The organism is Paractinoplanes deccanensis, assembly GCF_016862115.1.
GTDB classification, from domain to species: domain Bacteria; phylum Actinomycetota; class Actinomycetes; order Mycobacteriales; family Micromonosporaceae; genus Actinoplanes; species Actinoplanes deccanensis.
In genome coordinates this window covers 55,291-81,310 of the sequence record NZ_BOMI01000014.1, presented here as the reverse complement: position 1 = coordinate 81,310, position 26,020 = coordinate 55,291, and the positions used below count along the sequence as shown (strand labels likewise).

The 26,020-nt window shown below is 73.6% G+C and carries 12 protein-coding genes and 1 riboswitch; of the genes, 3 read left to right on the top strand and 9 right to left on the bottom strand.

All coding sequences use genetic code 11. From position 1 onward, the window contains the following. Positions 1-38: 38 nt before the first annotated feature. The 4 genes from Ade02nite_RS05075 to Ade02nite_RS05060 are packed head-to-tail and all read right to left on the bottom strand — an operon-like array spanning position 39 to position 18,613. Positions 39-13,817, bottom strand: coding sequence for a toxin glutamine deamidase domain-containing protein (locus tag Ade02nite_RS05075; protein ID WP_203760326.1), 13,779 nt, complete (start codon positions 13,815-13,817; stop codon positions 39-41). Between the two features lies 1 nt (position 13,818). Next, positions 13,819-17,724, bottom strand: a complete 3,906-nt coding sequence (gene eccCa / locus Ade02nite_RS05070; RefSeq protein WP_203760325.1) for a type VII secretion protein EccCa — start codon at positions 17,722-17,724, stop codon at positions 13,819-13,821. Between the two features lie 2 nt (positions 17,725-17,726). Further along, positions 17,727-18,179 carry a hypothetical protein gene (locus Ade02nite_RS05065; RefSeq protein WP_203760324.1) on the bottom strand — a complete coding sequence of 151 codons (453 nt, stop codon included), beginning with the start codon at positions 18,177-18,179 and terminating at the stop codon, positions 17,727-17,729. Next, positions 18,179-18,613 carry a WXG100 family type VII secretion target gene (locus Ade02nite_RS05060; protein WP_203760323.1) on the bottom strand — a complete coding sequence of 145 codons (435 nt, stop codon included), beginning with the start codon at positions 18,611-18,613 and terminating at the stop codon, positions 18,179-18,181. Before Ade02nite_RS05060 ends, Ade02nite_RS05065 begins: the two co-directional genes overlap by 1 nt. Before the next feature lie 132 nt (positions 18,614-18,745). Here Ade02nite_RS05060 and Ade02nite_RS05055 point away from each other — a divergent pair, with 132 nt between their 5' ends. After that, positions 18,746-19,456 carry a hypothetical protein gene (locus tag Ade02nite_RS05055; protein ID WP_203760322.1) on the top strand — a complete coding sequence of 237 codons (711 nt, stop codon included), beginning with the start codon at positions 18,746-18,748 and terminating at the stop codon, positions 19,454-19,456. Here Ade02nite_RS05055 and Ade02nite_RS05050 read toward each other — a convergent pair. The 5 genes from Ade02nite_RS05050 to Ade02nite_RS05030 are packed head-to-tail and all read right to left on the bottom strand — an operon-like array spanning position 19,453 to position 23,914. Beyond that, on the bottom strand, positions 19,453-20,349 hold the full coding sequence (locus Ade02nite_RS05050; RefSeq protein WP_203760321.1) for a helix-turn-helix transcriptional regulator: 897 nt from the start codon (positions 20,347-20,349) through the stop codon (positions 19,453-19,455). The genes Ade02nite_RS05055 and Ade02nite_RS05050 overlap by 4 nt on opposite strands. Then, positions 20,349-21,107: a (2Fe-2S)-binding protein gene (locus tag Ade02nite_RS05045; protein WP_239168530.1), complete on the bottom strand. Its 759-nt coding sequence runs from the start codon at positions 21,105-21,107 to the stop codon at positions 20,349-20,351. Before Ade02nite_RS05045 ends, Ade02nite_RS05050 begins: the two co-directional genes overlap by 1 nt. 29 nt (positions 21,108-21,136) lie before the next feature. Next, positions 21,137-21,901: an ABC transporter ATP-binding protein gene (locus tag Ade02nite_RS05040; protein WP_203760320.1), complete on the bottom strand. Its 765-nt coding sequence runs from the start codon at positions 21,899-21,901 to the stop codon at positions 21,137-21,139. Beyond that, complete coding sequence (locus Ade02nite_RS05035) at positions 21,898-22,857, bottom strand: ABC transporter substrate-binding protein (protein WP_203760319.1); 960 nt, start codon at positions 22,855-22,857, stop codon at positions 21,898-21,900. The genes Ade02nite_RS05040 and Ade02nite_RS05035 overlap by 4 nt, the downstream gene beginning before the upstream one ends. Before the next feature lies 1 nt (position 22,858). After that, on the bottom strand, positions 22,859-23,914 hold the full coding sequence (locus Ade02nite_RS05030) for a FecCD family ABC transporter permease (protein ID WP_239168529.1): 1,056 nt from the start codon (positions 23,912-23,914) through the stop codon (positions 22,859-22,861). A gap of 131 nt (positions 23,915-24,045) precedes the next feature. Between Ade02nite_RS05030 and Ade02nite_RS05025 the strand changes: the two genes are divergently transcribed. Both Ade02nite_RS05025 and Ade02nite_RS05020 read left to right on the top strand, forming a co-directional pair. Continuing rightward, positions 24,046-24,987 carry a sigma-70 family RNA polymerase sigma factor gene (locus Ade02nite_RS05025; protein WP_203760317.1) on the top strand — a complete coding sequence of 314 codons (942 nt, stop codon included), beginning with the start codon at positions 24,046-24,048 and terminating at the stop codon, positions 24,985-24,987. Between the two features lie 61 nt (positions 24,988-25,048). After that, the gene (locus Ade02nite_RS05020) at positions 25,049-25,414 is read left to right on the top strand and encodes a VOC family protein (protein WP_203760316.1); all 366 of its coding nucleotides are present in this window, start codon (positions 25,049-25,051) and stop codon (positions 25,412-25,414) included. Positions 25,415-25,726: 312 nt separating this feature from the next. Further along, positions 25,727-25,937: riboswitch (cobalamin riboswitch) on the top strand. Positions 25,938-26,020: the final 83 nt, after the last annotated feature.

Sequence of the window (26,020 nt, the reverse complement as noted above, 5' to 3'; positions counted from 1 at the left end):
CTGAAGGCCGCGCCCTCTGGAGGGCGCGGCCTTTCTCGTCACTGGTAACCGCAGTTGACGAGCATCTCCTGCAACAGGGCGAAACCGGCCTGCGGGTTCTGCTGCCCCAGGCTCGCCCACCGCTCGATCCACAGCACCTTCTGGCGGGGCGACAGGCGCGAGCCGGCGCCGGCGACCTCGCCTTCCACCTGGTCCGCGTGGCCGGCCAGCGCCGACGCCTCGGCTCGGACCAGCGCCATCTCGGCCGGCGACGGCGCGAGCTCCGCGCCGATCCGCCGGGCGACCGGATCGAGCAGCCGGCCGAGCGCGTCCCGCAGGACCGGGGCGAGCCGGGCGAGCTCGATCGCGGCGTCCCGCAGCGCCCCGGCGGCCGTGGCCCGTGCGGCCGGATCCCCGAACAGGGCCCGCCGCAGCTGTCCGCTCGCCCGGCCCTCGAGGTACTGCGCGACGTAGGCCAGGTCGTCGGCGTCGAGCGCGGCCTGCCGGACCCGGGAGCTGTTGCGGTCCATCTCGTCCGCGGTGACGTGGCCGTTGAACCGCGACGAATGGCTGACGAAGGGCCGCCCGTACGAGCGCAGCTCGAGCGCGACCGTCGGTGGCAGCGGGTTGCCTCCGTCGGCCCGCGCGTTGAGCCACCGGCCGGAGGCGGCCTCGCCGATGCCGAACGCTCCCGCCGTGATCCGTGGCCCCTGCGCGGACGGGGCCAGCACCTCGTCGAGCAGGGTCCGCACCGTGCCGATGAGTGCCCTGGTGTCCTCGTCGCGCAACTCGGTCGCCAGCAGGCCGGCCGACGACCGTCCGCCCACGACCTCCTCGGCCGCCGCCGCTGCGAAGTGGTCGCCGAACGCCTCACGGACCCGGGGAGCGTGCAGGGAGAGCGTCTCCCGGACGGACGGGTGCAGCGCCTGCCCGAGCGCCCACAGCGGATGCCGGACCGCCACCACCATGAACCACTTCATGAAGCGGTGACCGGTCAGCGTGTGGTGCAGGGCGCCGGCGGCCTGGATGAAGACCAGGGCCATGGCGCCCACGAGGGCGGCGACGTCCGGGTCGGCCGCGAGCAGGCGTGCGTCATCGTCGCCGACCGCGGCGTTGGTGACGCGCTCGAGGTGCATCGCCGCCACCTCCCAGCCGAAGTCGACGGCCTGCGCGAGGTAGCGGAACTTGTCGCCCTCGGTGCGGTTGTTCGCGATGACGTGGTCCAGGAAGGCCGGCAGCCCGGCGAGGGGCACGTCCTCGGTGAACTGCGCGAAGAACGGCGCCTCGGCGCGCACGCCGGGCAGGTGGGTCACGCGCAGGTTCCGGTAGTGCTGCGCCACGCGGTAGGCGGGGTGGGGGAACAGCTCGGCCAGGGTCGTCGGCGACTCGTGGTACACGTCGCGCACCTGCGCGGCCAGGCGCAGCCGCTCCAGGACGTCGTCCCGCCAGGCCCGCACGAGGTTCGGGCCGGCGCCCTGCTCGCCGGCGAGCAACGTCACCGGCCGGGTCACCACCTCGGGGATCGAGACCTTCACCCACCCCACCCGCGGGTCGGGCCAGCCGCCGGCCTGGATCCGGGCCTCGAGACTGCCGTAGTACACGCCGTTGTGGTCGTAGTAGAGCGTCTTGTTGTCGGCCACCACCCGCACCAGGCCGTCGGACGACTCCACCAGGAGCGTCTTCTCCGGCAGGCGCTCGCCGATCTCGCCCAGCGCCACGCTGTGCAGCTCGACCTCTTCGGCGTGCGCGCCCACCACGGCGGGCAGGTCCGCCTCGGCGACCGGCCGCCCGATCGGCGGCACGTCGACCGGACCGACCGCGATGAACCACTTGCGGTACGGGCCGCCCGGCAGCCGCGCGGCGTCGCCGGTCTGACCGTCGAGGAACACCACACCGTCGTCGTCGCGCACGACGTTGAAGACGTGCCCCCGCTCGCCGCCGGGCTCGGCCACGACGACGAAGCCGTGCGCGCCCGGACCGGCGGCGCCGACCGCCTCGGCGATCTGGCCGTAGCTGTCGACCTCGGCGAGGACGCGGGGCTCGCCCGTACGGCCGTCGTTGGCATACGTCACCACGTCGGCCGGAGGCAGGCTCTCGTCGACCGGTGGCGCGACGAAGACCTGATCCGGCTCGGCCAGCGTCAGGTGCGTGGCGATCGCGGTGAGCACACAGTTGACGAGCCAGCCGTCGCCGGTGCCGGCGCCCTCGTCGTTGACCCGGCGCAGCCAGCCGTACCGCTGCCCGAAGACCTCGTCCCGCTCACCCTGGGGGCGCCAGTGGGCCAGGCCGTCGCCGCCCTCCGCCACCGGTCCCGACAGGCCGGTGGGCAGGGCGGGTGGGCTCAGCCAGAGGTACGCGGCCCGGCGCGCGCCGTCGTCCGCGGACAGCGTGACGCCGGGCGCCTCGGAGCGCAGGGCGTCGCCGCGGTTGTGGAGCACGACGCGCACGCCGGGCACCAGCCGCTGAAGCTCGGCCCGCACCGCCTCGCCGCGGGTGGTGCCGGTCTGCCGGGCCCGGCCCGCGCCGCCGAAACGGCTGCCGCTGCCGCCGGTCTCGACGTGCACCACGAGCCGGCCGGCCGGACCGATCTCGCGCGCGTAGCGGGCGATCGCCGCGCGGGCCGGCTCCGGCAACTCCTTCGACTGCTGAGCGAACTCGAGGCGCAGGACGTCCGGCAGCATCGGCCAGCGCCGCACGGCGTCGGCCGCCGCCCTCGCCCCGAGCCGGCGGAGATCGCCGGCCACGTCGTCCCGCAGCGAACGCAGCCCTGGGCGGACACCACCGGCGGTCAGCCGGCCGAGCGCGGCGACGAGGTCCTGGAACCGCTGCCGGCCGATCCGCCGTTGTTCCAGCAAGCCGATCAGCGTGGACATGACGTCCTCCACGCCCGGCAGAGCGCTCACGTGCTGCCCACCGACGCGGAACTCCTCGCCCCGGAGCACGTTCGCCCGGACGGCCTCCGCGACCTCGTTCCACATGGTCCGCACGAACGGCCGAGACTGCGCGTCGGGCATCGACAGTTGCTGCGTGCCGCGGAAGTACCGCAACTCGACCAGGCGCAACCGCTGGTCGCCGTAGGGCTCCGACTCCACCAGGTGCGACCGGTTGTAGAACGGGTCGAACCGCAGCGCGGCCCCCGGCACCAGCCCGCTCCGGAGGTAGTTCGCGGCCGTGTCGAACCCGGCCTCCACCTCCAGCAGGGTTTCCGGAACCTCCTGCTGGACGTGCTCCCTCGCCCACTTCGCGAAGTAGTCGGGGGTGCCCCGGAGCACGGACGAGACCAGCGTGTCCGAGATCCAGGCCTCCTGACTTTCCAGGAAGACGGCGACGGCCGGCGGCAGGTCCGCGCGCCAGGACGACAGCGGGGCCCGGATCAGCGCCGCCACCCGGTTCTTGGGCACCTGGGCGCCGGGCAGCGCCTGGTTCAGCAGCGCACCGGCGACATGGGCGTAAAGCACGGCCGCGTACCCGGCGAGAGTCCGGGCGACCGGATCCGCGGCGGCCACCAGGTAGCCGAGCCCTTCGGGGGCGCCGGCGAACCGGGCGGCCAGCGCGGCGCCGAAGTCCAGCCCCTCGATGAGGGTCTCACGCTGCTGCTGCACAGGGGTGCGGTCCGGGTCGGCCAGCCACTGATGCAGGCTCCACAGCGCCGAGACGGGCAGACCCATGGTGTATTGCAGGTAGCGGCCGCGGGGACCGCCCCGGCCCACGATCGGCTTGATGATGGTGCCGCGGATCGTCTCGGACCGCCATGGGAACTGGAATCCCAGCTCCGGGGGGAAGACCTCGTCGAGGCGTGCCCCCTCCGCCGGGACGGTGCTCAGCCGCTGCCACACGTCGTCGAGGAGCCGGAACAGCTCCGCCTCGGTCATCGTGTGCGGTTCACCCGGCAGGACGGCGAGCGGGGGGCCGACCAGCTCCAGGATCGGCGGCCGGGCCTCGTAGGCACCGCCCGCGAGATGAGCCGGGATCTGCGCGTGCTCCTTGTAGTAGTTGCCCTCCTGGTCACGCCACAGCCGCCCGCCGTCGATCTTCATCTCGAGCGTCCTGTACGTGATGACGGCCTCGTTGTTCCGGGGGTACACGACCCGGTCGAGGTCGAGAACGAAGTCGTACTCCTCCGACTCGAGACCGAGCCGTCCGACCAGCACGTCACCGGCCGGGACGGGCTCGCCGTCCACGACGGTGACCGGCACGTCGCCGGTGGGCACGAACCGCAGCCGCCCCTGGCCGGGCGGGACGGTGGCCTCACGGCCGGTCTGCCCGTCGAGGAAGACCACGCCGTCGGCGTCGTGCACGGCGACGAAGGCATGCGTGACCCCGGACTCGGAGGCGACGGTGACGATGCCGCGGGCGCCACGGCCGGCCTGGGTCAGCGACTCGACGATCGAGCCGAAGCCGGGCACCCGGAAGAGATGGCCGGCGCCGGCGTAGTTGAGGATCTCGTGCTCGTTCGCGCCGTCGTGGCCACCGGCGACATGCCCCTCGCCGGTGGCCAGCGAGATGTCGACGGCGAGGGCGGTGAGCAAGCAGTTGACCAGCGTCGGGTCGGCGGTGCCGCGCGGGTTGACCGTCGCCAGCCAGGGGTAGCGGGCGGCGACGTCGGCGGGGGTGCGGCGTGGCGCCAGGCCGATGTCGGACTGGCCGTCGGGGCGCGCGGGCATGGGGCGGGAGCCGCGCGGGGCCGGGCGGCTGCCCAGGGGGCGGGCCGGTGCTGCCGGTCTCGCCGGTGGCGCCGGTCTCGCGGGTGGCGCCGGTGTCGCGGGTGCTGCCGGTGTCGCGGGTGCTGCCGGTGTCGCGGGTGCCGCCGGTGTCGCGGGTGCCGCCGGTGTCGCGGGTGCCGCCGGTTTCGCGGGTGCCGCCGGTGTCGCGGGTGCCGCCGGTTTCGCGGGTGCCGCCGGTTTCGCGGGTGCTGCCGGTGCTGCTTTCGCGGGTGCCACGGTGGCGGGGTCGGGGGGCAGCGCGCGCCGGGGCCTTGGGGCGAAGTCGGCTGGGGGCAGCTGCGTCGCGGTCGTGGGCCGGGCTGCCGACGCGTTCCTGTTCCGCTCGGTTCTGGACGGCTCGGTTCTGGGCGTCATCGCGGGCACGTTTTGGGCGGGCGCGGCCTTCACGGGCGCGCTTTCGACGGGGGTGCTCTCGGCCGGCGCCGTCCCGGCGAGCGGGCGCAGCGGCACCTGTGCCAGCCGGTTGCGCGCGTTCACCAGGAACACCCGCTCCGGGAACGGCGCGCTGTCCAGCGTGAACTCGACGAACTGGCCGCCCGGCGAGTCCTCGGTGCCGACGCGGACGAAGACACCGTCGAGACGGCGCTCGACCAGCACGATCGAGGACGGCTCACCCGGCACGTCGACCCGGACGGGTGTCACCGACCCCGGCCTGAGCAGGTTGAGCGCGTCGATGCGGGCACCGGTGAACGAGCCGCCCAACCGCCCGTCGATCCCCTCGCCCTCGGCCGCGCCGAGCGCGGCCAGCACCCGCTCGACGCGATCGTGGCGGTCGGCGGGATGGGCGTACCGCGGATAGGCGGGAAGCCCCGCCAGCGCCGCACGCATCTGCGGCGACACCGGCGCCGTGCCGGTGGTGTGCGGGACCGAATCGCGAGGACGCAGCCCCTGCTCCACCCGGGCAACGGCTTCCTGCGCGCGCCGAACCTGCTCCGCCGCGTGCCCGTCGGGGTCGAAGGCCGGCTCGAGCTCGTACCGCAGCCGGCCGATCTCGGTCATGGCCAGATCGATGCGTTCCCGAGCCCGTCCCGACGGCGGTCCGGCGGCGGCGTGCACCCCGACCAGGACGATCGCGACCGCGTCCCAGCTGAGCAGCGGATCCTCGCCCGGCATGCCGAGCCGCGCACCGAGCTCGCGCACCTCCTGGAAGAGCTCGTTCAGCGCGTTGCCGGGCGGCAGCGCACGCCACCACCGCGCGGCCTCGAGCACGGTTTCCAGCGGCGGCCGCCCGTTGTCCTCGCCAAGTCGTTCCTGGCGCCGGATGTGGGTCACCAGCCACCCGACGAAGTCGCCGACCGCCGACGGGTCGAGCAGGACGACCCCGGGCCGGCCGCTCGGACCGGCACCCTCGGTCTGCGTCGCCGGCCGCTCGGGCTGGGCCGGCTCGGGCTGGACCGGCTCGGGCTGGACCCGCTCGCGCTGGACCCGCTCGCTTCCGGTTGGCCCGCCGTGGGCCGGCGCTGTTTCGGCCGGATCGCCCTGGGACGGCTCGAATGCGGCCGGCTCGCTGCGGATCGGCTGGGTCTGGTTCGACTCCGCGCCCCGGAACGTGTAGGAGTCGCCCACCCGGGTCAGCGGGATCTCCGGGGTGATCAGCCGGACCTCCTCACGGCCCGACCACGTCACGTCGTACGGTGATTCGAAAGTCATCAACGTGAAGCCGGGACGGACCGTCCGCAACTCGACCGTGTCGTGCACCCGCACGGTGAACGGGCGTTCCGCGAAGCCGACCGGCAGGATCGCGTAGTGCGTCGCCGCCGGCTGCCGGGTGACCCCGTTACGGCGGGCCGTCTCACGCAGCCGTTCGCCCTCGGCGCGCGCCGCCCGTTCCTCCGGCGTCACGTCGTCGAACGCCGGCGGCCCGCCGGCCTCGAGGTGGCTCCCGATCTCCTCTACGTATCCGAGCTGGATCGCCGCTGCCGGGTGCAGCATCGACAGCCGGTGCACGCGCCGCCGGATCCGCTGTAGTAGCCCGCGGGCCGCCTCCACCGCCTGCTCGTCGCCACCGATGTCCGCCTGGTGCGCACCGGTGAGGACGACGATGGCGTCGTTCCAGGACATCACGAGGGCATCGGGTTGCTGCTGCTCCACGCTGAACGCCCATGCGAACAGCGAATCCATCGCGGCCCCGGCCGCCGAATCGGTCCGCTCCCACCACGCCAGTGCCTGCGACAACTCGTGCCGCGGCCCGATCGACGCGAAGAAGCCCGTCCTTCCCCGGACGGCCTGCCGCATCCGCCGGCCAATGTCGTTCCGCGTCGACGCCACCGGCCGGATGTGCTCCCCCACGTGCCCACCGTGCCCGTGGCCGGGCGCCGACGCCCCCGGCCACACCGGTTCGTCCAGCCGCAGCGGCACGGTGTTCACGTCGTCGACCGGCCCGCCCAGCGCACTCCAGCCGGCCGCCGCACCCGGTCGCTCTCGCCATGCCACGTCATCCGCCACACCCGGCCGGCCGGCGGCCCGCGGGGGCGCCGGCCGCCCGACCGGCGGGACCCTCCCCGCACCGCTCGACGTCAGCCCCCGGAACGGCCGCTGCACGAACCCGGTCACCGCGGAAAGCCGGAACCGCGACCGCCTCCCCGTACGACCCGGATCGGCGGCGGCCTCCTCCCGAGGCGCGACACCGGCTCCCGAACCGGAGGGCTGCACGGCCTCCCACGGCGCCACGTCGGCCCGCGACACCGGCGGCTCCTCCACTTCCCAGGGCGCCACATCGGCCCGGCGCGGCCGCTCCACCCGGTCGGGCCTGGCAACCGCCCGCAACGGTGCAACATCCACCCGATTCGGAGCGACCTCCAGCCGATCCGGCGACAGCTCCACCGGATCCGGCGCCAGCTCCACCGCGTCCGGCGCCAGCTCCACCGGGTCCGGCGCCAGCTCCACCGCGTCCGGCGCCACGTTGACCGGACCGGGAGCCACCTCAGCACGGCCGGGCAGGGCTTCCGCGGTGATCGGGGCAGCCACCGCCCGGCTCGGCGCGCTGCTCGCGGGGCCCGGCGTGGGCAGGGCTCGGGCCGGCGGGCGCACGTCGTTCAGCGCTGCTGTCAGCGGGGCTCGCAGGTCCTGAGGCAGTTCGCCGGCTTGCGACCGGGCTTCGTGGAGTGCGTGCACGAGCCGCTGCTCGGCGTCCCGTTGAGTCTGCTCCCGGTGGAACGGCACGCCGAGCCGAATGTAGTCGGCGAGCACCCGCTCCAGGGTGGAGGGCACGGCGCGCCCGGCGAGCACGGCCGAGGCCAGCCCGGCCGCCAGCGCGGCCACCGCGGGGGCGGTGTAGAGCGGACCTTGGTTCCGGTCGGCCCGAAGATCAAGCTGGTCGGCCACGGGGCGGCGCCCGTTGGACGCCTCGAGCGAGTCCGCGACGGCGTTCATCCCGTCCGCCTGCCAGTGCGGCGCGCTCTCATCCTCGGCCAGGCGGCGCAGGGTTCCGTACAGCCCGATGAAACGATCCTCCGGGGTGCGCCGAATCCCGTCCGTCTCGGCCGAGACCGCGTAACGCAGAAGGTCCACCACCCGCGGATCGAGCGAACGACCCTGCGTGCCCGGCAGGACGCCGGCGGACCCCAGGAAGTCTCGGACCACCGGTTCGTTCAGAGCCCCGGTGAGCCACCGTGGGCCACCGCCGGACGTCACAGAGGCCGCCGGTTCGACCCGCAGCTGGCCGAGCGGGGTGCCGCCGCCTCGCACGATCCACACGGTCGGCGGGATCACCTCGCGCGGCGGCGCCGTGAGCCCGCGACCCTCCATCCGAAACTCGGTGAGCGCGCCGGTCAACCCGATCCGCACGTACCGCCCGTCAAGGTGCCGTTCCACCAGGACGATCCGCATGTCGTCCCGGGTGCCGATCCCCACGGCCGTGACCGAGCCCGGCTCCAGCCGCCCCAGCACGCTGGACGGCATCTCCCGGAACTGCCCGCCACCCAGCTGCCGCGCCACCGCGAACCGGTCGCCCAGCTCCGCCGGAACCTCCTCGCCACCGAGCCGCCGCAGCACGGCCCGAGCCTGCCCGGCACCATCAGCGGTCGGCGTCGCACTGTCCAGAGCCGCCCGGATCTCCCACGACACCCAGGGAGTCCCGCCCCCCACCGTGCCCATCGCCCTGGGCGCACCGCCCATCAGCCCCGGCCGCACCCCGCGCGGCCCCGGAGCCACCGAAACCGGGGCCGGCACCACCGGCCCGTCACCAGCTCCTTCGACCGGCGTCCCGTTTTCCACAGGCTCGGTGGTGTCCCCCGAAGGGCTCAATACTGTGTGCGACACACCATCGACAGGCAACACACCATGGACCTGCGACACACCCTCGGCCCGCGACACGCCATCACCCGGCCGCGCACCATCGGTGGCCGAGCCGGCCGCCTCCTCGGCCGGCGGAGCCTCCACCGCGGGACCACCGGCCTCGGCGCTCTCAGCCCGAGCGGGCGCACCGGTCGAGACGCGGCCTACGATCAGCTGACCTGTCCATGGCTCGAAGCTCAATTTCGTTCCGGGAGCATCGGGCTTGGTGGCCATGACCAGCTCACCGCTCTCGTTGCGCCACACGCGCGCCGGGCCGCCCGGGTGGTACTCCTCCAGCCGGAGCGTGCCGTCGCCTTCGATCCTCGCCGTCCACAGGGGGTCGGCGCCGGGGCGGGCGGGCTGGAGGATGGACTCCTGCGGCACGGGGCTTATCACGGAGTAACCTTCGGGCTCTCCCGGCCGCGGCGGCTCCACCGCGGCATGCGGGACCACCGACCAGTGGCCGGTCGCGTTGTCGCGCACCAGCAGTCCGGTCATCGCCGGATCCGGCGGCGCGTCTGCGTCCTGCCGGAAGCCCGGCTCGATCCGGGTCACCGGCTCGACGCTGACGGGCGCTCCGTCATAACCGCCGTCGTGCCAATGCGAGCCCTCAAGCTCGAAATGCGCCGCACCGCCATCGATTCGACCCGGCCGCCCCTCGAAGGTGACCAGTTCGACCACATTGCCGTCGTTGCGCCGCAACACTTGGAACCGGTGCGACGGCGCCGGAGCCGCGACCGTCGGGGACGGCTCTGCCACCGTCAGCGACGGCTCCGCCACCGTCGGGGACGGCTCCACCACCGCCACCGAAGCGGCATCCGGCTCGATCGCTCCTGGGGCCTGAGAGCCGGTTCCAGGCTCGGCAACAGTGGACGGCACCGGGGCGGGCTCCACAACCGAACCGCTGGGCGTTCGCGCATCGCGCGTGACGATGCCGCCCTCCCCCGCGGTGCCCGGCTCCTCCGCCGCACGCTGGGTGGTCCCGGCCTGGACGGGCTCGGCCTGGCCATGCTCAGGACGGAAGGTCCCGGACTGAGCAGGCATCGTCCGAGCAGGCTCGAGATGGCCAGTCCCAGACTGAGCAGGCTCCATCCGAGCAGGCTCGGGGACAGTTCCAGACTGAGCAAACTGGGTCTGGGCGGGCTCCGTCCGGGCGGGCTCCGTCCGGGCGGGCTCGGTCGGGCGAGGCGCGCCCTCGTCCGCGGCCGGGCCCGCGCCTTCGCCCGGGCGGGCCGGCGGCGCTTCGGTGAAGGTGAGCGTCCGGGTCACGGTCTGCGTCTGCGAGCCGCTTCCCGCGGGACGCGTGGAGAAGCCGCCGCCGGCGGAGTCGCCGCCGGGCTTGTACTGGCCGCCGCTGGACGAGGACGACGTGTCGGGCGTGGTCTCGCGGTAGTTGAGGTGGCCGGACCTCGGGTCGAAGGACAGCTCGCCGGGGCCGATGCGCTCCGGGATCTCAGGCCGCAGCGCACCGTCCGGGCCGGCGACCATGCGCGGGGCGTCGCCCTGACGGGAGAGGTTGAACGTGGTGGTCTCGGCGCCCTCGCCGCTGACCTTGACGACCGTCAGCGGCTCGATGTCGGTCTTGGCCGGTTTGACGCCGTCGGGACCCGATTCGAAGTACGACGTGCCCGCGCTCTGCTCGCCCGGCTTCGCGGCGCCGGTGGCTTGGTCGCCGCGCACCGGGGTCCAGTTGCCGGTGTCGGGGTCGCGCACCAGCAGGCCCTTGTCGTTCGCCGCCGGCGCGCCGTCGAGCCGTTGGCCGCCCGCGCTGGTGACTCGTTCCACCTTGGGCCGGCCGAGGAACTGGCCGTCCTGCCAGCCCGTGCCGCCTTCGACCTCGTGGTACGTGTAGCCGTCGGTCTTGCCGTCCGCGACCCGCACCGGCGGGCGGTCGTAGCTCAACAGGTCGACGTTGCCGCTCGCGTCCTTGCGCAGCACCTGCCAGGTGCCGTTCGGCTCGGGTTCGGCCTTCGCCGGCGCCCAGTCGGGCCGCTGCGGCACGCTCTGCACGTCGAAACGCTTGGCATCCCAGTCGTACGTGAGCACGTTCTTGTCCGGCTTGCCGACCGGCACCTTCTCGCCGTGCTTCCAGCCGTGCGACCCGCCCGAGACCCCGTCCGCCCGTTGCACCTTGACGATCTTCTCGCCGGGCCGGAGCTCCGTCGGTGTGCTCGCGCCGGTCGCGGGGTCGATCTCGTGATACTGGTACGCGTCCACCGGCTCGCCGGCGTTCGGCTTGCCGTGCGGTGCGTTCATCGGCCCGCCGAGCTTGCTGCCCGGCCCGATGTCGACGGGCCGTTCGAGCGTGACAAGCTCCCGAGCGCCGGTCTTGGGGTCGGTGCGGAAGACCTGCCGCCCCGGATCGGTCTCCCGCACGTTGGGGGCGGGGTGGCTGTCGCTCACTCCCGGCGTCACCCCGAGCCGGTCGCCCTTGCCCGGGAACGGCCCCTCCACGGCATGGCGCGTCCCGATCTCGTCGAGCCGTTCCTTGCGGATGCCCTTCCACGCCACGTCCGGCGCCGTCTCCGGCCGCTCGGCCGGCCCCGGCGCCGGTGCCGGCTCAGCGGACGAAGCCGCCTGACTGTTGGCGATGTCGTCGAGCCGCTGCTTGCGAACGACCTGCCACGGCTCAAGCGGAGTGGCGTCGGACGGGTCCTTGCCGCCGAGTTTGCGGCCCGCGTCCGGCAGCGGCCCCTTGGCCTGCGCCTCCTGCGCCTTGGCGATGTCGTCGAGCCGCTGCTTGCGAATGGCCGACCACTCCGGCTTCTTGGGCCCCTCGGCACCGCCACCCCCGTCGGGCCGTGCCCCACCCGGCTCCCGCACCGGCGCGCCCGCGTGATCCCCGACCGGCCTCGCCGTCCCAGCACCCGGCGGAGCCCCCACGCCATCCGCAACGGGCCGAGCCCTCACGCCATCCGCCGCCGGGCGGGCCGCCCCATCCCCTGCCGGACGAGCCGCCCCATCCCCTGCCGGACGAGGAACCGTTCCATCAGCCGCGGGACGGACCGCCGCTCCATCCGTCCCGGAACCCGGGCGAGCCACCACAGCATCGGCGGACGCCGGCGGACGAGCCACCGCGGCATCCGCCCCCACCGGCGGACGGACCCCGCCCGCATCCGCGCCCACCGCCGGGCGAGTAGCGGCGGCATCAGGGCGGACCGTCCCCGCATCCGCCGAGACGGGCCGCATGGCACCGCCATCCGCCGCAGCAGGCCGAACGGCCCCCGCATCCGCCGCGACAGGCCGCATCACGCCGGCATCCGCGACCGGCCGCATCGCGCCCGCACCAGCGCCGCCGGGACCGAGCGGCACGGGCACCGGCTCCGTGCCCGCCGAGTGGACAGGCACCTGCGAGCCCTCACCGGCGACCGGCCGGGCACCAGCGCTATCCGGCCCGGCCGGGCGGGACACCGCCTCACCCGGCACCGGCCCCCCACCGCCCTGCCCCGAGCTGTCCGAACCCGCCGGCCGCGAACCACCCGGCGAGACCACATGCGACTCACCCGGCGTGACAGCGTGCGACTCACCAGGCGTGACCGCATGCGACTCACCCGGCGTGACCGCATGCGACCCAACCGGGTCGACGACGTGCGCGTCACCCGAAGTGGCCGGACGCGCATCGCCCGGGGTGACCGGCCGAGTCGCGCCGGGCGTGACGGGATGGGTCCCGTCAACGGCGGCCGGCCGCACGTTGTCCGCGCTGACCGGATGTGTGGTCGCGGTCGTCACCGGATGGCCACCATCCACCGTGGGCGCCTCGGAGGGCGTGCCGGGCCGAGTGCTCGCCGGCGTCACCGAGGCCGACGACGACGGCGTAGGCGCCTCCGTAGGCGTCCCCGGCCGCGTACCCGCAGGCGTGACCGTCGTGGACGACGACGGCGTGACCGGCCCTTCCAGGTCGTGCAGGGTCGACCCGCTCAGGTTCGTCTTGGGCGACGGCAGCGGCCGCGGCACCCCCTTCCCCGCCCCGTCGATGGCCGCCGGGTCCAGCTTGGGCGCCGCCCCGCCCGTCCCCGACGGCTTGGGCAGCGGCGGCTTCAGCCCACCGAGCCCGAACGACTCTCCCGGCTTCTTCAGTCCCTTGAAGCCGAACCCGAACCCGAACGCCGCCCCCAACCCGGCCGCCAGCCCGAGCGACTGCGGCGTCTCTTTGATGTCGTAGCCGGTGATGTCCCCCGCGATCTTGTTGATGGTCACCTCGGAGATCACCCCGGCCAGGGCGCCGTCCGCCAGCAGGCCGCCGAAGGTCACCGCGCGGGTCGTCCAGATGCCCGCGCGCAGCAGCTGCGCCACCCACACCAGCAGCCGGGTGACCAGCGTGAGCCACGCGCCCACGAAGGCCAGCGCCGGCACGAAGCTCAGGAACGCGAACAGGAACATGAAGATCCCCATGAAGAAGTTCTTCACGGCTTCGGCGTGCTCTTTCGCGCGCTGTTCCTCGAGCTTGGCCGCGTACCAGTTGATGGTCTCGCCGACGTTCCACAGCATCCGGCAGGCGCTCAGCACCGTCTGCCCGCTCGGGTCCTGAGTGGGGTCGGTCAGGATCCGCTTGAGCAGCTCGGCCGCCTGGTCGGCCCGCTTGCGCCCCTCGCCTTCCCAACTGCCCGCGTAGGCGGCGTCCATCAGCGCGAGCAGGTACTCGTACACCTGGTCGCCGAGCTGGATCCACTGGGCCGCGTAGGCGTACATGCCCTCGAAGTCCGGCGGGTTCCCGTCCGGCAGCTTGTCGGGGATCGTCGTGCCGCCGCCGTCGTGGCTGGGCTGCGGGCTCGGCGCCGACGGGTCGGGGTTGTTGTGCGGGGTGGTGTCCGGCTCTTTGCCGGTCGGATCGATGGCCATCTCACACCCCCACGGCCGGCACGGCGGACGCGGCCACTTGGATCAGCACCGGAGGCTTTCCCCGGCGCACCAGCACTCCCCGGCCGGGCGGCAACGGCCCGGGCCGTACGCCTCCCAGCAGCGCCCCTTCCCGCGCCTCGCCCGACATCACGAGCCCGTCCGCGCCCATCTCCGCCACCTTCCCGGCCAACGAGCCCGCCAGCAGCGCCCGCGACGCTCCCGCGCTGCGATGGGCCGCGATCACGTGGAAGCCGATGTCCCGGGCGTGCATGAGGAACGGCAGCAGCGGCGCCAGCGCGTCGCTCGCGACCATGTCGAGGTCGTCCACGACGAGGTAGAGCTCCGGCCCGGTCCACCACGACCGCGCCTGGAGCTCGGCCGCCGTGACCGTGCTCGGCGGCCGGCGCTCGGCGAGCCGTTCCGTGAGCTGGCCCGCGTACGCCGCGGCGGCGGCCGGATCGCCCGCGTAGGCGCCGATGTAGCCATCGGGGACCGCGCCGAGCAGGCCGCGCCGGTAATCCACCACCATGAACCGCGCCTCGTCGTCGGACGCGACCTCGGTGACCGACCGCATCCAGGCGCGCAGGAACGACGTCTTGCCGGAGCCGCTGTCCCCGAACGCGAGGAAGTGTTGCGCCGTGACGGAGACGGGGGCGAGGTCGACCTCGTCGAGCCCGATCGCCCCGGCCGGCAGGGTGTCCGGCGAGACGTGCGAGGGCAGCATCCGTACGGCGGGAGCCGCCGCCCCGGTCCACGCGGCCGCCAGGCCGGCGACGACGTCCTCCGCCACCGCGGTCTGGAAGAACACGCCGGGGGCCAGCACCCCGCGTCCCGGGGGCGCGGCGAGCAGCTGGCGCGAGAAAGCCCGGCCCACCTCGGACTCGTACGGGTCGTTGAGCCGCAGCTCGACCCGCCCGCCGATGCTGTCGCGCAGGTTGGCCCGGATCTCCACCCACCGGTTGGCCGACAGCACGAGGTGCACGCCGACGCCCAGTCCCCGGGCGGCCAGCTCCACCACGGTCTCCTCGAGGTCCGGCAGGTCGGCGCGGAGCGCCGCCCAGTTGTCGATCACCAGGAAGAGGTCCGCCCGGCGGGTGCCGTCCGGCAGCGGGGCGCGCCGGAAGGTGGCGACCGAGTCGATGCCCTCGTCCCGGAACAGCTGCTCGCGTTCGACCACCAGCCGCAGTGCCTCGGCCACCAGCCGCCGCGCCCGGTCCGGCTCCAGCCGGGAGGCTGCTCCGGTGACGTGTGGCGCCTTCGCCAGTGACAGCAGGGCTCCGCCGCCGCAGTCCACGATGGACAGCTGTACCTCGTCCGGCGTCCCGGTCAGCATCATCGACGTCAGCAGGCTGCGCAGCAGCACGCTCTTGCCCGACTGCGGCGCGCCCACCACGGCGACGTTGCCGTCCTTGCCTGACAGGTCGGCCACCATCGGGTCCTGCCGCTGCTCCCCCGGCAGGTCGAGCAGGCCCACCGGCACCATCAGCCCGCCCGGCGCCGGCCACGCCGCGGCCGACAGCCCCCGGTGGGCGTCCCGCGTGAGCTCGCCGAGCAGGCCGCCGAGCGGCACCGTGTCGCCGAGCGGCGGCAGCCAGACCTGGTGTACCGCCTCCCCGGTCCCCCGCAACCGCGCGACCGCGACCTGGAGTTCCGTGCGCCCGTCGAGGTCGATCGCTCGCGCGGGCTTCTCCTCGACCGGCACCGCGGCCGACCTCAGGGTGAACGGCACCAGCGTCACCGGCGTCCGGGCAGCGCTGTCCTCCTGGTGGTTCCCGGCGTACGCCCCGGAGACGTGCGCGACGCGGAACCGCGTGTAGATGCTCTCGTCCACCTTCAGATAGGCCGACCCCGGCACGGGCGGCAGGTGGTACGCGTCCGGCGTGCCGATGACCGCCCGGCTCTCCGCCGCCGAGAACGTGCGCAGGCAGAGCCGGTAGGACAGGTGGGACTGCAGTCCGCGCAGCCGGCTCTCCTCCAGCCGTTGCGTGGCCAGCAGCAGGTGCATGCCGAGCGAGCGGCCGACCCGCCCGATCTGCACGAAGAGGTCGATGAAGTCGGGACGCACCGACAGCAGCTCGCCGAACTCGTCGACCATGACGAGCAGGTACGGCAGCGGCTCCAGCGGCTTGCCGTCGACGTCCACGCCGCCGGCCGCCTGCCGGATCTGGTATTCGCGGACCGAGTCGACGTTCCCGGCCTCCCGCAGCATCCGCTGCCGCCGCTGCTGCTCGCCCTGCAGCGCCGCCCGCACCCGGTCGACCATCGCGAGGTCGTCGGCGAGGTTGGTGATGAGCCCCGAGACGTGCGGCAGCTCGGTGACGCCGGCGAAGGTCGCGCCGCCCTTGAAGTCGATGAGCACCAAGCTCAGGTGCTCCGGCGCGTGCTTGGCCGCGAGGCCGGTCACCAGCGTCCGCAGCAGCTCGCTCTTGCCCGAGCCGGTGGCGCCGACGACGAGGCCGTGCGGGCCCATGCCCTGCTGCGCCGACTCCTTGAGGTCGAGCAGCACCGGATCGCCGTTGCCGTCGAGGCCGAGCGGCACCCGCAGCATGTCGGGGTCGTCCGGCCGCACGCGGTCACGCCGCGGGTCGAGCAGCCCGATGTCGGGCACGCCCAGCATCTCCGGCAGCGTGGTGATGCGGCTCAGCACCGGCTCGCGCTCCTCGCCGAGCCGCAGCGGGGCGAGCCGCCGGGCGATGGCCTCGCACAGCTCGGCCGCGCTCAGATCGGGGCGGGCGGCCTCGAGGGCCGCGTACCTCTCGGCGGAGGGACCGCTGAGCCGCAGCGAGCCGCCGGCCTCGACGGTGGCGCGGGCGTCGACGCGGGTCGGCTCCGCCGCCTGCGACGCGGCCAGGCAGACCACGGTGATGCCGAGCTCGGGCCCGGCGTCGGTCCACAGCGATTCCAGGATGGGGGTGCGGGTCCACGGCAGCCCCGGCCGGTAGCCGTCGAGGACCAGCACGAGCCGCCGCATGACGGGCGCCGGGCCGTACGCGCGGCGGTTGCGGACCTCCTCGCGGGCCCGGTCGCGCTCGCGCTCGAGGAAGTCGGCGAGCAGCCCGAAGTCCGCGGCCACGAGCGAGGACACCCCGGACGGCGAGGCGGCGCCGGGCTCGTGCGTGTGCGGCAGCCACTTCGCCCACTCCCAGCCGTCCGCGCCGCCGGTGTGCACGGCGATCGTGACGTCCTCGGGCGCGTGCAGCGCGGCCACCTGCACGACCAGCGAGCGAGCCAGCGCCCGCGTCTCCCGCTCGTCGCCGACCAGGCTGACCACGCCGCAGCGGGCCAGGTCGATCCAGGCCGGCTGCCCGCCGACGGTGCGGTGGTCGGCGACGACGGCCTCGGCCTCGGCGAGCAGGTCACGGTCGTAGTCGGCCATCGGGTCCATCCGGCCGCCCAGCTCGACGCCGCCGGCCAGCGGCCCGCGGCCCTCGCCGATCCGGACGCGCAGGAAGTCGCTGTCGGCGGGTCGCCGTTCCCACGTCCGGCGGCCCGCGGACACCAGCGCCAGGAGCCGGCGCGGGCTCGGCTGGTGCACGGTCGCCCGGTGGCGGCTCACGGCGGCCGTCTCGCGCGCCTTCAGCCGTACGTCGTGAAGCACGTGAAGGTAGCGCTCGTGGTGGCGGCGCTGGTCCGCCTCGGCGTTGTGCCGCGCCTGCCAGCGCATGCCGAGCGTGGCCACGAGCGAGAGCACGACGAAGCCGACGCCCAGCATGATGAGCAGGGGACGCCCGTACGAGATGAGGTAGCCCGCCATGGCCACCGTGGACAGCAGCGGCAGCATCATGGTGAGCCACGAGCTGGACGCGGTCGCGCGGGTCAGCGGCGGCGGCGCGGGCACGGTGATGCGGCCCTCGGGCGCGCCGGGACGGTCCGGCCGCGCGGGCCGGTGGAAGGGTTTCCGGGTCACGCTCAGACCTCGCTGATCGGGACGCTCTGCTCGCCGTCGCCGCCGGGCGCGTCACCCGGTGGCCGGCCGGCCAGCATGTCCTCGAGTTTGCTGATGTACGTCTGCCACAGGTCGACGACCGACGACTCGGTGGTGCTCAGGTTGAGGGCGGCGCCCTGGAGGCCGCCCGCGATGCGGCTGATGACGCCCTGCCCCGGGTTCTTCTTGGTGCCGAACAGCGACGTCACCGCGGTCTTCCAGCGGTTGTTGACGTCCACCGCCTCTTTCTGGCTGTCGCCGGCCCAGTTGAGCTCGACCGCGTCGAGGGCGTCGATGATGGCGCCGAGCGCGTCGGCGAGCTCGTCCACGTGGCCCGGGATGGTGGTCTTGCCGACCGTCCAGAGGGCGGTGAGGTGCATGAGGATGTCGGCGGCGGGATCGGTGTAGGTGTCGCCGGTGAGATGCGTTCCCGGCATCAGCCCGCCATCCGGTCGCGCAGCGCGGCAACCTTGTCGTCGCCGACGAAGCCGGTGCGGAGGGTGGCCGTCGCCGTCTCGTGGGGCTTGGCCTGCGGGGTCGCGGCGAGCGTCCTGTTCTCGTCGTTGTGCTGGAGGTTCCTGGTGTTCTGGAGCTCCGTCTGGTGGTAGTTCTGGAACGACTTGCGCATCCGCGCCAGGATCTCGACGAGCAGGTCCTCCAGCGCTGCCGCGTCGGTGTCGAACTCGCGGGTGAGCTCGCCGAAGGTCTGCGCCGCCGGCGACTTCCAGTCCTCCTCGGCCTCGCGGAAGGCCGAGCGGATCCCGTCCAGCGCCGCCTCGACCCGGCGCCGCTGCGTCTCGACAACGGTGATGGAGTTGCCGAAGACGTCCATCATGACCTTGAACTTCTCCGGCGACACATGCTGCGCCACGGCCTCACACCTCCCGGGCGACCCTGAACCCGGGAAACGCTAGGCACGCCGCCGCGTGCCCGATCAGTCCCGTTCCGGGGACATCCGCCCGGGGACTGGGCGACTCCCCCGCCGGGCGGCGAGAGTGGCCGCGTGCCGATGTATCACTCGAAGTACGACCCGAACCCGCTGCAGGACCCCGGGAACGGCGACGGCGGGGACGGCGGCGGCCAGGAGGTCGACCCGTCGAAGCACCTCCAGGTCAACTGGCAGTCCCCGCAGCCCTTGCACACCTCGCCCCCGCCGTCACCCTCGTCCTCGTCCTCAGCGGGCGACGGCGGCAAAGACGGCGGCAAAGACAGTGCCAAGGACCAACCCAACCAGCTGATCCCGAAGATCCCCACCCCCGGCGACATGGAGCAGTGGAAGCTGGAGAACTTCGGCCCTGAGTGGGAGCTGGTCCACGTACGCCCCGACGACCTGCTCGTGCACGAGCAGCACATCCTCGACGCGGCCAAGAGCCTGGCGGCCGCCTTCAACGCCCTGGCCGACACCTCCGAGGCGAGCCTCGACGCGCCCTTCTGGGGCCTCGGCGAGGGCTACCTCGTCACCGCCAACCACGCGGGCCGCTCCGCCGACGGCTGGGAGCCCTACACCCAGTACACGGACTCGGCCGTGGCCACCCGCGACTTCGTCCGCTCACTGCGCAGCATGCAGCGCGCGGCCCTGCAGCACGCCGCCGACTGCGTCACGGTCAGCGGCGGCTTCATCGAGCTGCTCAACGCCTCGGCCGACGCGTACGCCCAGTCGGACCAGCACTCGGTCTTCCCCGACAAGGCGTCGCTGCCCCAGGACAACGGCTAAACGCGGCCCAGCAGCTTGTAGCGGGGCGTGAACCGGGTCCGGTATTCCGACGCGGTGAGCCCGTAGTGGGCGCGGAACCGCCGGGCGAAGTAGTTCGCGTCCGGCCAGCCCACCTGCTCGGCGATCGCGCGGACGGTCCGGTCGGTGTGCAGCAGCATCTCGGCGGCGAGCTCGACGCGATAGCGGGACAGGTACGCCATCGGGGGCAGGCCCGTGAACGACTTGAACAGCCGTACGACATAGCCGGGCGCGAGATGCAGCAGGTCGGCCAGCTCGGTCAGCGTCCACGGGTGGGCGGGCCGGCTCTCGATGAGCCGCATCGCCTCGACGACGGCCGGGTGGACCGCCTGCGGCCGGGTGTCGCCGCCGACCGACCGGGCGACGTGGCCCAGCGCGAGGGTCAGCTGAGCGATCAAGTCGCCCCGGTAGAGGTGCTGGGGCCGGGACCGCAGCTCGGCCAGGGTGTCCAGGTGGGCGGCGAACTCGTCGCGCACGTCCGGCGCGAGGTGGGTGGCGAGGACGCCGCGCCGCTGCTCGACGTACGGCCCGGTCCAGAGCAGGTGCCCCAGCACCGGGTCGTCGCGGGTCCAGCTCAGCTCGCGGCGCAGCAGCTCGGCCGAGAAGCAGCAGTTGTAGAGCAGCAGGTCGTCGCAGTCCTCGTACCCGTGCCACACGCCCGGCCGCAGCAGCACGGCGTCGCCCGGTCCGAGCCGCCGCCGCCCGTCCACGCTGTGGTGCACCCCGCTGCCGCCGAGGACGAAGGCCACCTCGATGAAGCTGTGCGTGTGCACCGGCAGGGACTCCTCGTGCAGGTGGCGTCCCGCGTACGCGAACGTGTCGTCGCCGAAGTAGACCAGCGTGAACTTCTGCTGGATGGTCTCCCCCGCCGTCATCACCGCACCCTAGATCGGCTCAGCACCGCCTGCCAGTGTGCGCGGCGGCTCTCTTGGGGGGTCAGGATGCAGTCGCCGCAGGTGCCGCCGCCCGGAATGCGGTAATAGAGGCAACAATTGCGGCGAACCAGAAACCACCGGTCCCGGTACGGATCGGGGCGCTCCAGCGTGGCGGTGCCCACCAGCTGAGGGGTCCGCAACGCGCCGGCGACCAGGGCGGCGGCCGCCGCGGCGTGGGACGGCGAGGCGTCGGCGATCATCCCGGCGGCCCCGCCCAGGGCGGACGCGACGTTGCCCCACAGCACCTGCCCGGAGAGGGCGAACCGGCGGCGGAAGACCTCCAGCACCGGCTCGGCCAGCGCCGTCGTCAGCGCCGCGCCATCCTCGACGGCCGTCAGACCCCGATAGGCGAACGGGATGGGGCCGCCCTCGGCCGCGCGCCACCACAGCTTCGCCGGGTCGGGCACGGGCATCGCGCCCCCGGCCGCCGCCGCGGCGAGCGGAGGCGACAGCAGCCGGGACGCGAGGCCCAGGAACGTCACCGAGGCGACGGCCCGCTCCGGGATGTCGCCTGTCGCCACCCCGGCCATGCGTGCCAGCAGGTCCCGGGCGACACCGACACGCTCGGCGACGACGCCGGCATCGAGCAGCTCGCCGTACGGGCGCCAGCCCGGCCCGCCGTCGTACGGCTCCCAGGTGAAGTAGGGCCCGAACCGTGCGGCGGCCCTCAGCGCGGCGCTGGCATCGACCTCGGGCACACGGTCAGCCTACGGACGGTCCCGCGCGCTCACACGCGTGCCTCCAGGTCGAAAAGCAGGTGCAGGGTCCCGTCCAGGTCGAGCCGCCGGATGCCGATGCCGTAGACGGGTTCGAGGATCGCCGGGTCGAGGACCTCGCCGGCCGGCCCGGCGGCCACCACGTCGCCGCCACCGAGCAGCACCAGGTCGTCGCAGTAGCGGGCGGCCAGGTTCAGGTCGTGCAGCACGACGACCGAGCACGTGCCCAGCTCGCGGACCAGGTGCAGGATCTCGTGCTGGTAGCGGATGTCGAGGTGGTTGGTGGGCTCGTCCAGCAGCAGGTGAGTGGCCTGCTGGGCGAGCGCGCGGGCGATGAGCACCCGCTGCCGCTCGCCGCCGGAGAGCCCGGCAAAGGCGCGCCCGGCCAGATGCGCGGCGCCGACGCGTTCCAGGCACTCCGCGGCGATCTCGTGGTCGGCGGCGCCGGCGCGCTGGAACGTCGACAGGTGCGGCCCGCGGCCCAGCAGCACCATCTCGGCCACGGTCATCGCCGTCTCACCGCCGGACTCCTGCACCACCACGGCGATCCGGCGGGCGGTCTCGCGCGGGCTCAGCTCCGGCACCGCGACGCCGTCGACGGTCACCTGCCCGGTGGGGCTGCGCAGCGCGCCGTAGAGGAGCCGCAGCAGCGTCGTCTTGCCGCTGCCGTTCGGCCCGATCAGGCCGAGCACCCGGCCCGGCCGCGCGACCACGTCGACGCCGTCGATGACCGGATCGGCGCCGTAGCGCCACGAGAGGGCGGACGCGCTGATCACCGGAACCGCCGCACGATCTTCTCGAGGCCGTCGACCGACAGCGGCGACGGCGGCTCGGTGAAGTTGAACAGCTGCGTCATCACGGTGCCGTCCCGCACGGCCTTCAGCTTCTCCGCGCCGGGCAGGTCGGTCAGCGCCTTCTCGACCGCCTTCGGGTCGCCGTCGCTGTGCAGCAGGATCAGCACGTTGGGGTTGCGGCCGAGCAGTTCCTCCAGGGTCACCTCGAAGACGCGCTCCTTGCTGTCGCCGAAAGCGTTCTTGAAGCCCGCGGCTTCCAGCTGCGGATGCGCCATGCTGGTAAAGCCGTAGGCGTAGGTCACGCCGCCGCCGACGGTCGGATAGAGCACCGCCGCGGTACGGCCGTTCCCCGCCTTCTCCACCTTGCCGACACGGTCCTTGAGCGCTGCGGCGGCCGTGGCGGCCTGCTGGGGACGGTTGAAGACCTTGCCGTACGTGTCGAGCTGACGGTAGATGTCGTCGAAGGTGGGCGCGATGGTGCTGTCCGGGCACATGGCCGGCTCCTCCAGCAGCGGGATGCCGACCGCGGAGAGGGTGTCGCGCGACAGGTTGTCGACCTCGCCGAAGACCAGGTCGGGCTGCTGGCTGATCACGACCTCCTGGGAGATCTGCAAGTGGCCGCTGGTGTCCGTCTTGTCGGTCAGCAGCGGGATCTTGTCCAGCTCGGCCAGGGTCTCCGCGTCGTAGTACTCCTTCGGATATGTGCCGGCCCGCGCCGTGACCCGGTCGAGCACGCCGAGATCGTGCAGGTAGGGAACGGCCGCGCTCTTGAGCAGCACCGTGCGCTCAGGTGCCTTGTCGAACGTCACGTCGGCGCCGCAGTTCTCGATCGTGAACGGATAGTCGCCTCCGCTCGCGGTCTCCTTGCCGTCGGCTGCGGCACCGCACCCGGTCAGCGCCAGGGTTGTGATCATGAACGTGGCGGCGAGTTTTTTCATCTCAGGCTCCGGTTGCGTGCAGGCGGCGAATCAGGATCAGCAGGAACGGGGCGCCGAGCAGCGCGGTGATGATGCCGATCGGGATCTCCTGCGGCGCGAGCAGCACGCGGGCCACCACGTCGGCCCAGACCAGCAGGATCGCGCCGAGCAGCGCGGCCACCGGCACGACCCGGGCGTGGGTGGCGCCGACGACGCGGCGGGCCAGGTGCGGCACGACCAGGCCGACGAAGCCGATGCTGCCGGCGGCCGAGACGAGCACCCCGACGCAGAGCGACACCACGACGAGGAGTCGCATCCGGAACCGGTCCGGCGAGACCCCCAGCGTGTGCGCGGTCTCGTCGCCGACGGCGAGCGCGTCGAGCCGGCGGCCACTGACGGTGAGGTACGCGGCGGTGCCGCCGATGACGAGCGCGGCGACCGCGAGCAGCGCGTCCCAGCGGGCCAGGCCGAGCGAGCCGAGCAGCCAGAACATCACCGACCGGGAGCCCTCGGCCGACCCGGAGGCGAAGATGAGGAAGCTGGTGAGGGCGTAGAGCGCGTAGCCCACGGCGACGCCGGACAGCAGCAGGCGCATCGAGGTGACCCGGCCGCCGCTGCGGGCGACGAGGAAGACGAGCAGCGACGCGGCGAGCGCGCCGAGGAACGCGCTGGCCGACAGCGCGTACTGGCCGAAGCCCGCTCCCGCCCCGAAGAGGATGGCCGCCGCGGCCCCGCTGGACGCGCCGGAGTTGATGCCGAGCAGGTAGGGGTCGGCGAGCACGTTGCGGACCATCGCCTGCAGGGCCACGCCGCAGACCGCGAGCCCGGCGCCCACGAGCATGCCGAGCAGCACGCGCGGCAGCCGCACCTGCCAGACGATCGCCTCCTGCGGCGGCGTCCACGTCACCTCGGACGGGAAGCCCAGCAGCTGGTGGCCGAGGATGCGCGCCACCGTCCCGGGCCCGATGCCGATCGCGCCGGTCCCCACCGCGATCACCCCGGTGGCCACCACCCCGGCGACCAGACCCACCACCCAGAGCGTCGTCCGGCGGCGCTGGGCCACGTACACCTCAGCCACTGCCACACCCTGGTGGTTGTTGCCAAACATGTGCAACAACCTAACAGCATGATCAAGCAGCGGTGAAGGGCCGACCCGGTGAACAGCCGGCAACGCTCACCGCCCCGATGCTGAATGCGTACCGTCGTGGGATGCTCGATTCACCGGCCTCCGGCGCCGATCTGGAACGGTTCCGGACGGAACTGACTGGCTACTGCTATCGGATGCTCGGCTCGGGGTTCGAGGCCGAGGACGCCGTGCAGGAAACGCTGGTCCGGGCCTGGCGGTCCCTCGACCGTTACGACGCCGGGCGGGGGTCGGTGCGTACCTGGCTGTATCGGATCGCCACCAACGTGTGTCTCGACCTGCTGCGGTCCGCGCGGCGGCGCGCCCTCGCCATGGATCTGGGTCCGGCCGCTCACGCCGGCGCCGACCTCGGCGCCCCGCTGGACGAGCGGCGGTGGGTTCTTCCCGTCGCGGACAGCCGGGTGCTGCCGGCGGAGGACGTGGTCGTGCGGCGCGAGACGGTCCGGCTGGCTTTCGTGGCCGCCTTGCAGCGCCTGCCGCCGCGGCAGCGGGCCGCGCTGATCCTGCGTGACGTGCTGTGCTGGACGGCGGAGGAGGTTGCCCGGCTGCTGGAGACCACTGCCGCGTCGGCCAACAGCGCGCTGCAGCGGGCTCGGGCGACGTTGCGGGCGAACCCTCCCGCGCCCGGCGACCCGTGGCGGCCGGACGATCCGGCCCAGCGGGATCTGCTCGAGCGCTACTGCGCCGCGTTCGAGAGTCATGACATCGCCACGCTGGTGTCGTTGGTGCACGAGGACGCCACGATGTCGATGCCGCCGTTCGCGTGGTGGCTGCACGGCCGGGCCGAGATCCACCGGGCGCTGCTCGATCCGGAGGCGTCGTGTGCGGGCGCGCGGCTGACGCCGGTCCGGGCGAACGGGTCACCGGCGTTCTGGCAGACACGTCCCGGCCCCGATGGCGTGCACGTGCCGTTCGGGCTGGTGGTCCTCGACGTGTGCGGTGGCTCGATCACCGGGATCTGCACGTTCCTCGACGCGGACCGGCTGATCCCGATCGTCGGCCGATGAGTTTCGGCGCGCCGGACCGTATCCCCTCCGACTGTGCAATCCATCGGCCAGGAGGATGTCCGTGCCCACCGTTCAAGCGATCATCAGCACGCCCGCGATCGACCGGCAGCTCGCGTTCTACCAGGGGCTGCTCGGCGCCGTCGAGACCACCCGCTTCCCGGCCGACGGGCCGGTCTTCTTCGTCGGCCTCAAGCTCGGCGACTCCGAGTTCGGGCTCGTCAGCGAGGCCGGCACCGACCTGTCGGCGCCGTCGCGAACGCTGCTGAGCATCGAGGTCGGCGACATCGACGGCCTGCTGCCGCGGGTCGAGGCGGCCGGCGGGCGGGTGCTGGGCCCGCCGAACGACATGCCGTGGGGCCACCGGGTCGCCCACGTGCACGACCCGGACGGCAACATGGTCAACCTGACGAGCGTCATCGACCGATAGCGGCTGCCGCGCGGCCGTAACGCCCGACCTCGTCCCGTACGTCCACAGGGTCGCCGGTCGCGAGGACGCGCTCGTTCGTCGTGGCCATCCGGAAGAGCAGGGCGCGCGCGACCGCCGCCGCCGCAACGGCGAGGGTCTGCCCACGAGGAGCCCTGCCCGCCCGGCAACGGGCGGGCGGGACCGTCCACACCGAACGCGTGCAGGACGGCGCCCGGCGGGCTTTGATCATGCGGCACGGGGTACACGATAGAGCACAGCGACGACACGCCCGACACAGCATCTGGTGTTGCCATCTTCCACCGCCACCCATATATGGTGTCTCCCGCAGCTGGTTCGGCCGCGTCGTCAGGCGTGGCCGAGGCAAGAGGGAACCCGGTGCGAGTCCGGGACTGCCCCGCAGCGGTGAGTGGGAACGACCGCCGTCACACAGCACTGGGCGCGATGAGCGCCTGGGAAGCGACGGCCAGTAGGCACGAGCACGGCGCCCGCGAGTCCGAAGACCTGCCAGCGCGCCGCACGCCGACCGGGGTGCGGTGGTCGAAGGCCGCGTGGGACGGCCGGCACCGACGTGTGCCGCTGTCCCCTGCGCGTTTTCGGCCGGCCGGA

Excerpts from the sequence above, each read along its gene's own strand:
- Ade02nite_RS05075 (WP_203760326.1), bottom strand. The coding sequence starts at position 13,817 with ATGGCCATCGATCCGACCGGCAAAGAGCCGGACACCACCCCGCACAAC.
- Ade02nite_RS05065 (WP_203760324.1), bottom strand. The coding sequence starts at position 18,179 with ATGCCGGGAACGCATCTCACCGGCGACACCTACACCGATCCCGCCGCC.
- Ade02nite_RS05050 (WP_203760321.1), bottom strand. The coding sequence starts at position 20,349 with ATGACGGCGGGGGAGACCATCCAGCAGAAGTTCACGCTGGTCTACTTC.
- Ade02nite_RS05035 (WP_203760319.1), bottom strand. The coding sequence starts at position 22,857 with ATGAAAAAACTCGCCGCCACGTTCATGATCACAACCCTGGCGCTGACC.
- Ade02nite_RS05025 (WP_203760317.1), top strand. The coding sequence starts at position 24,046 with ATGCTCGATTCACCGGCCTCCGGCGCCGATCTGGAACGGTTCCGGACG.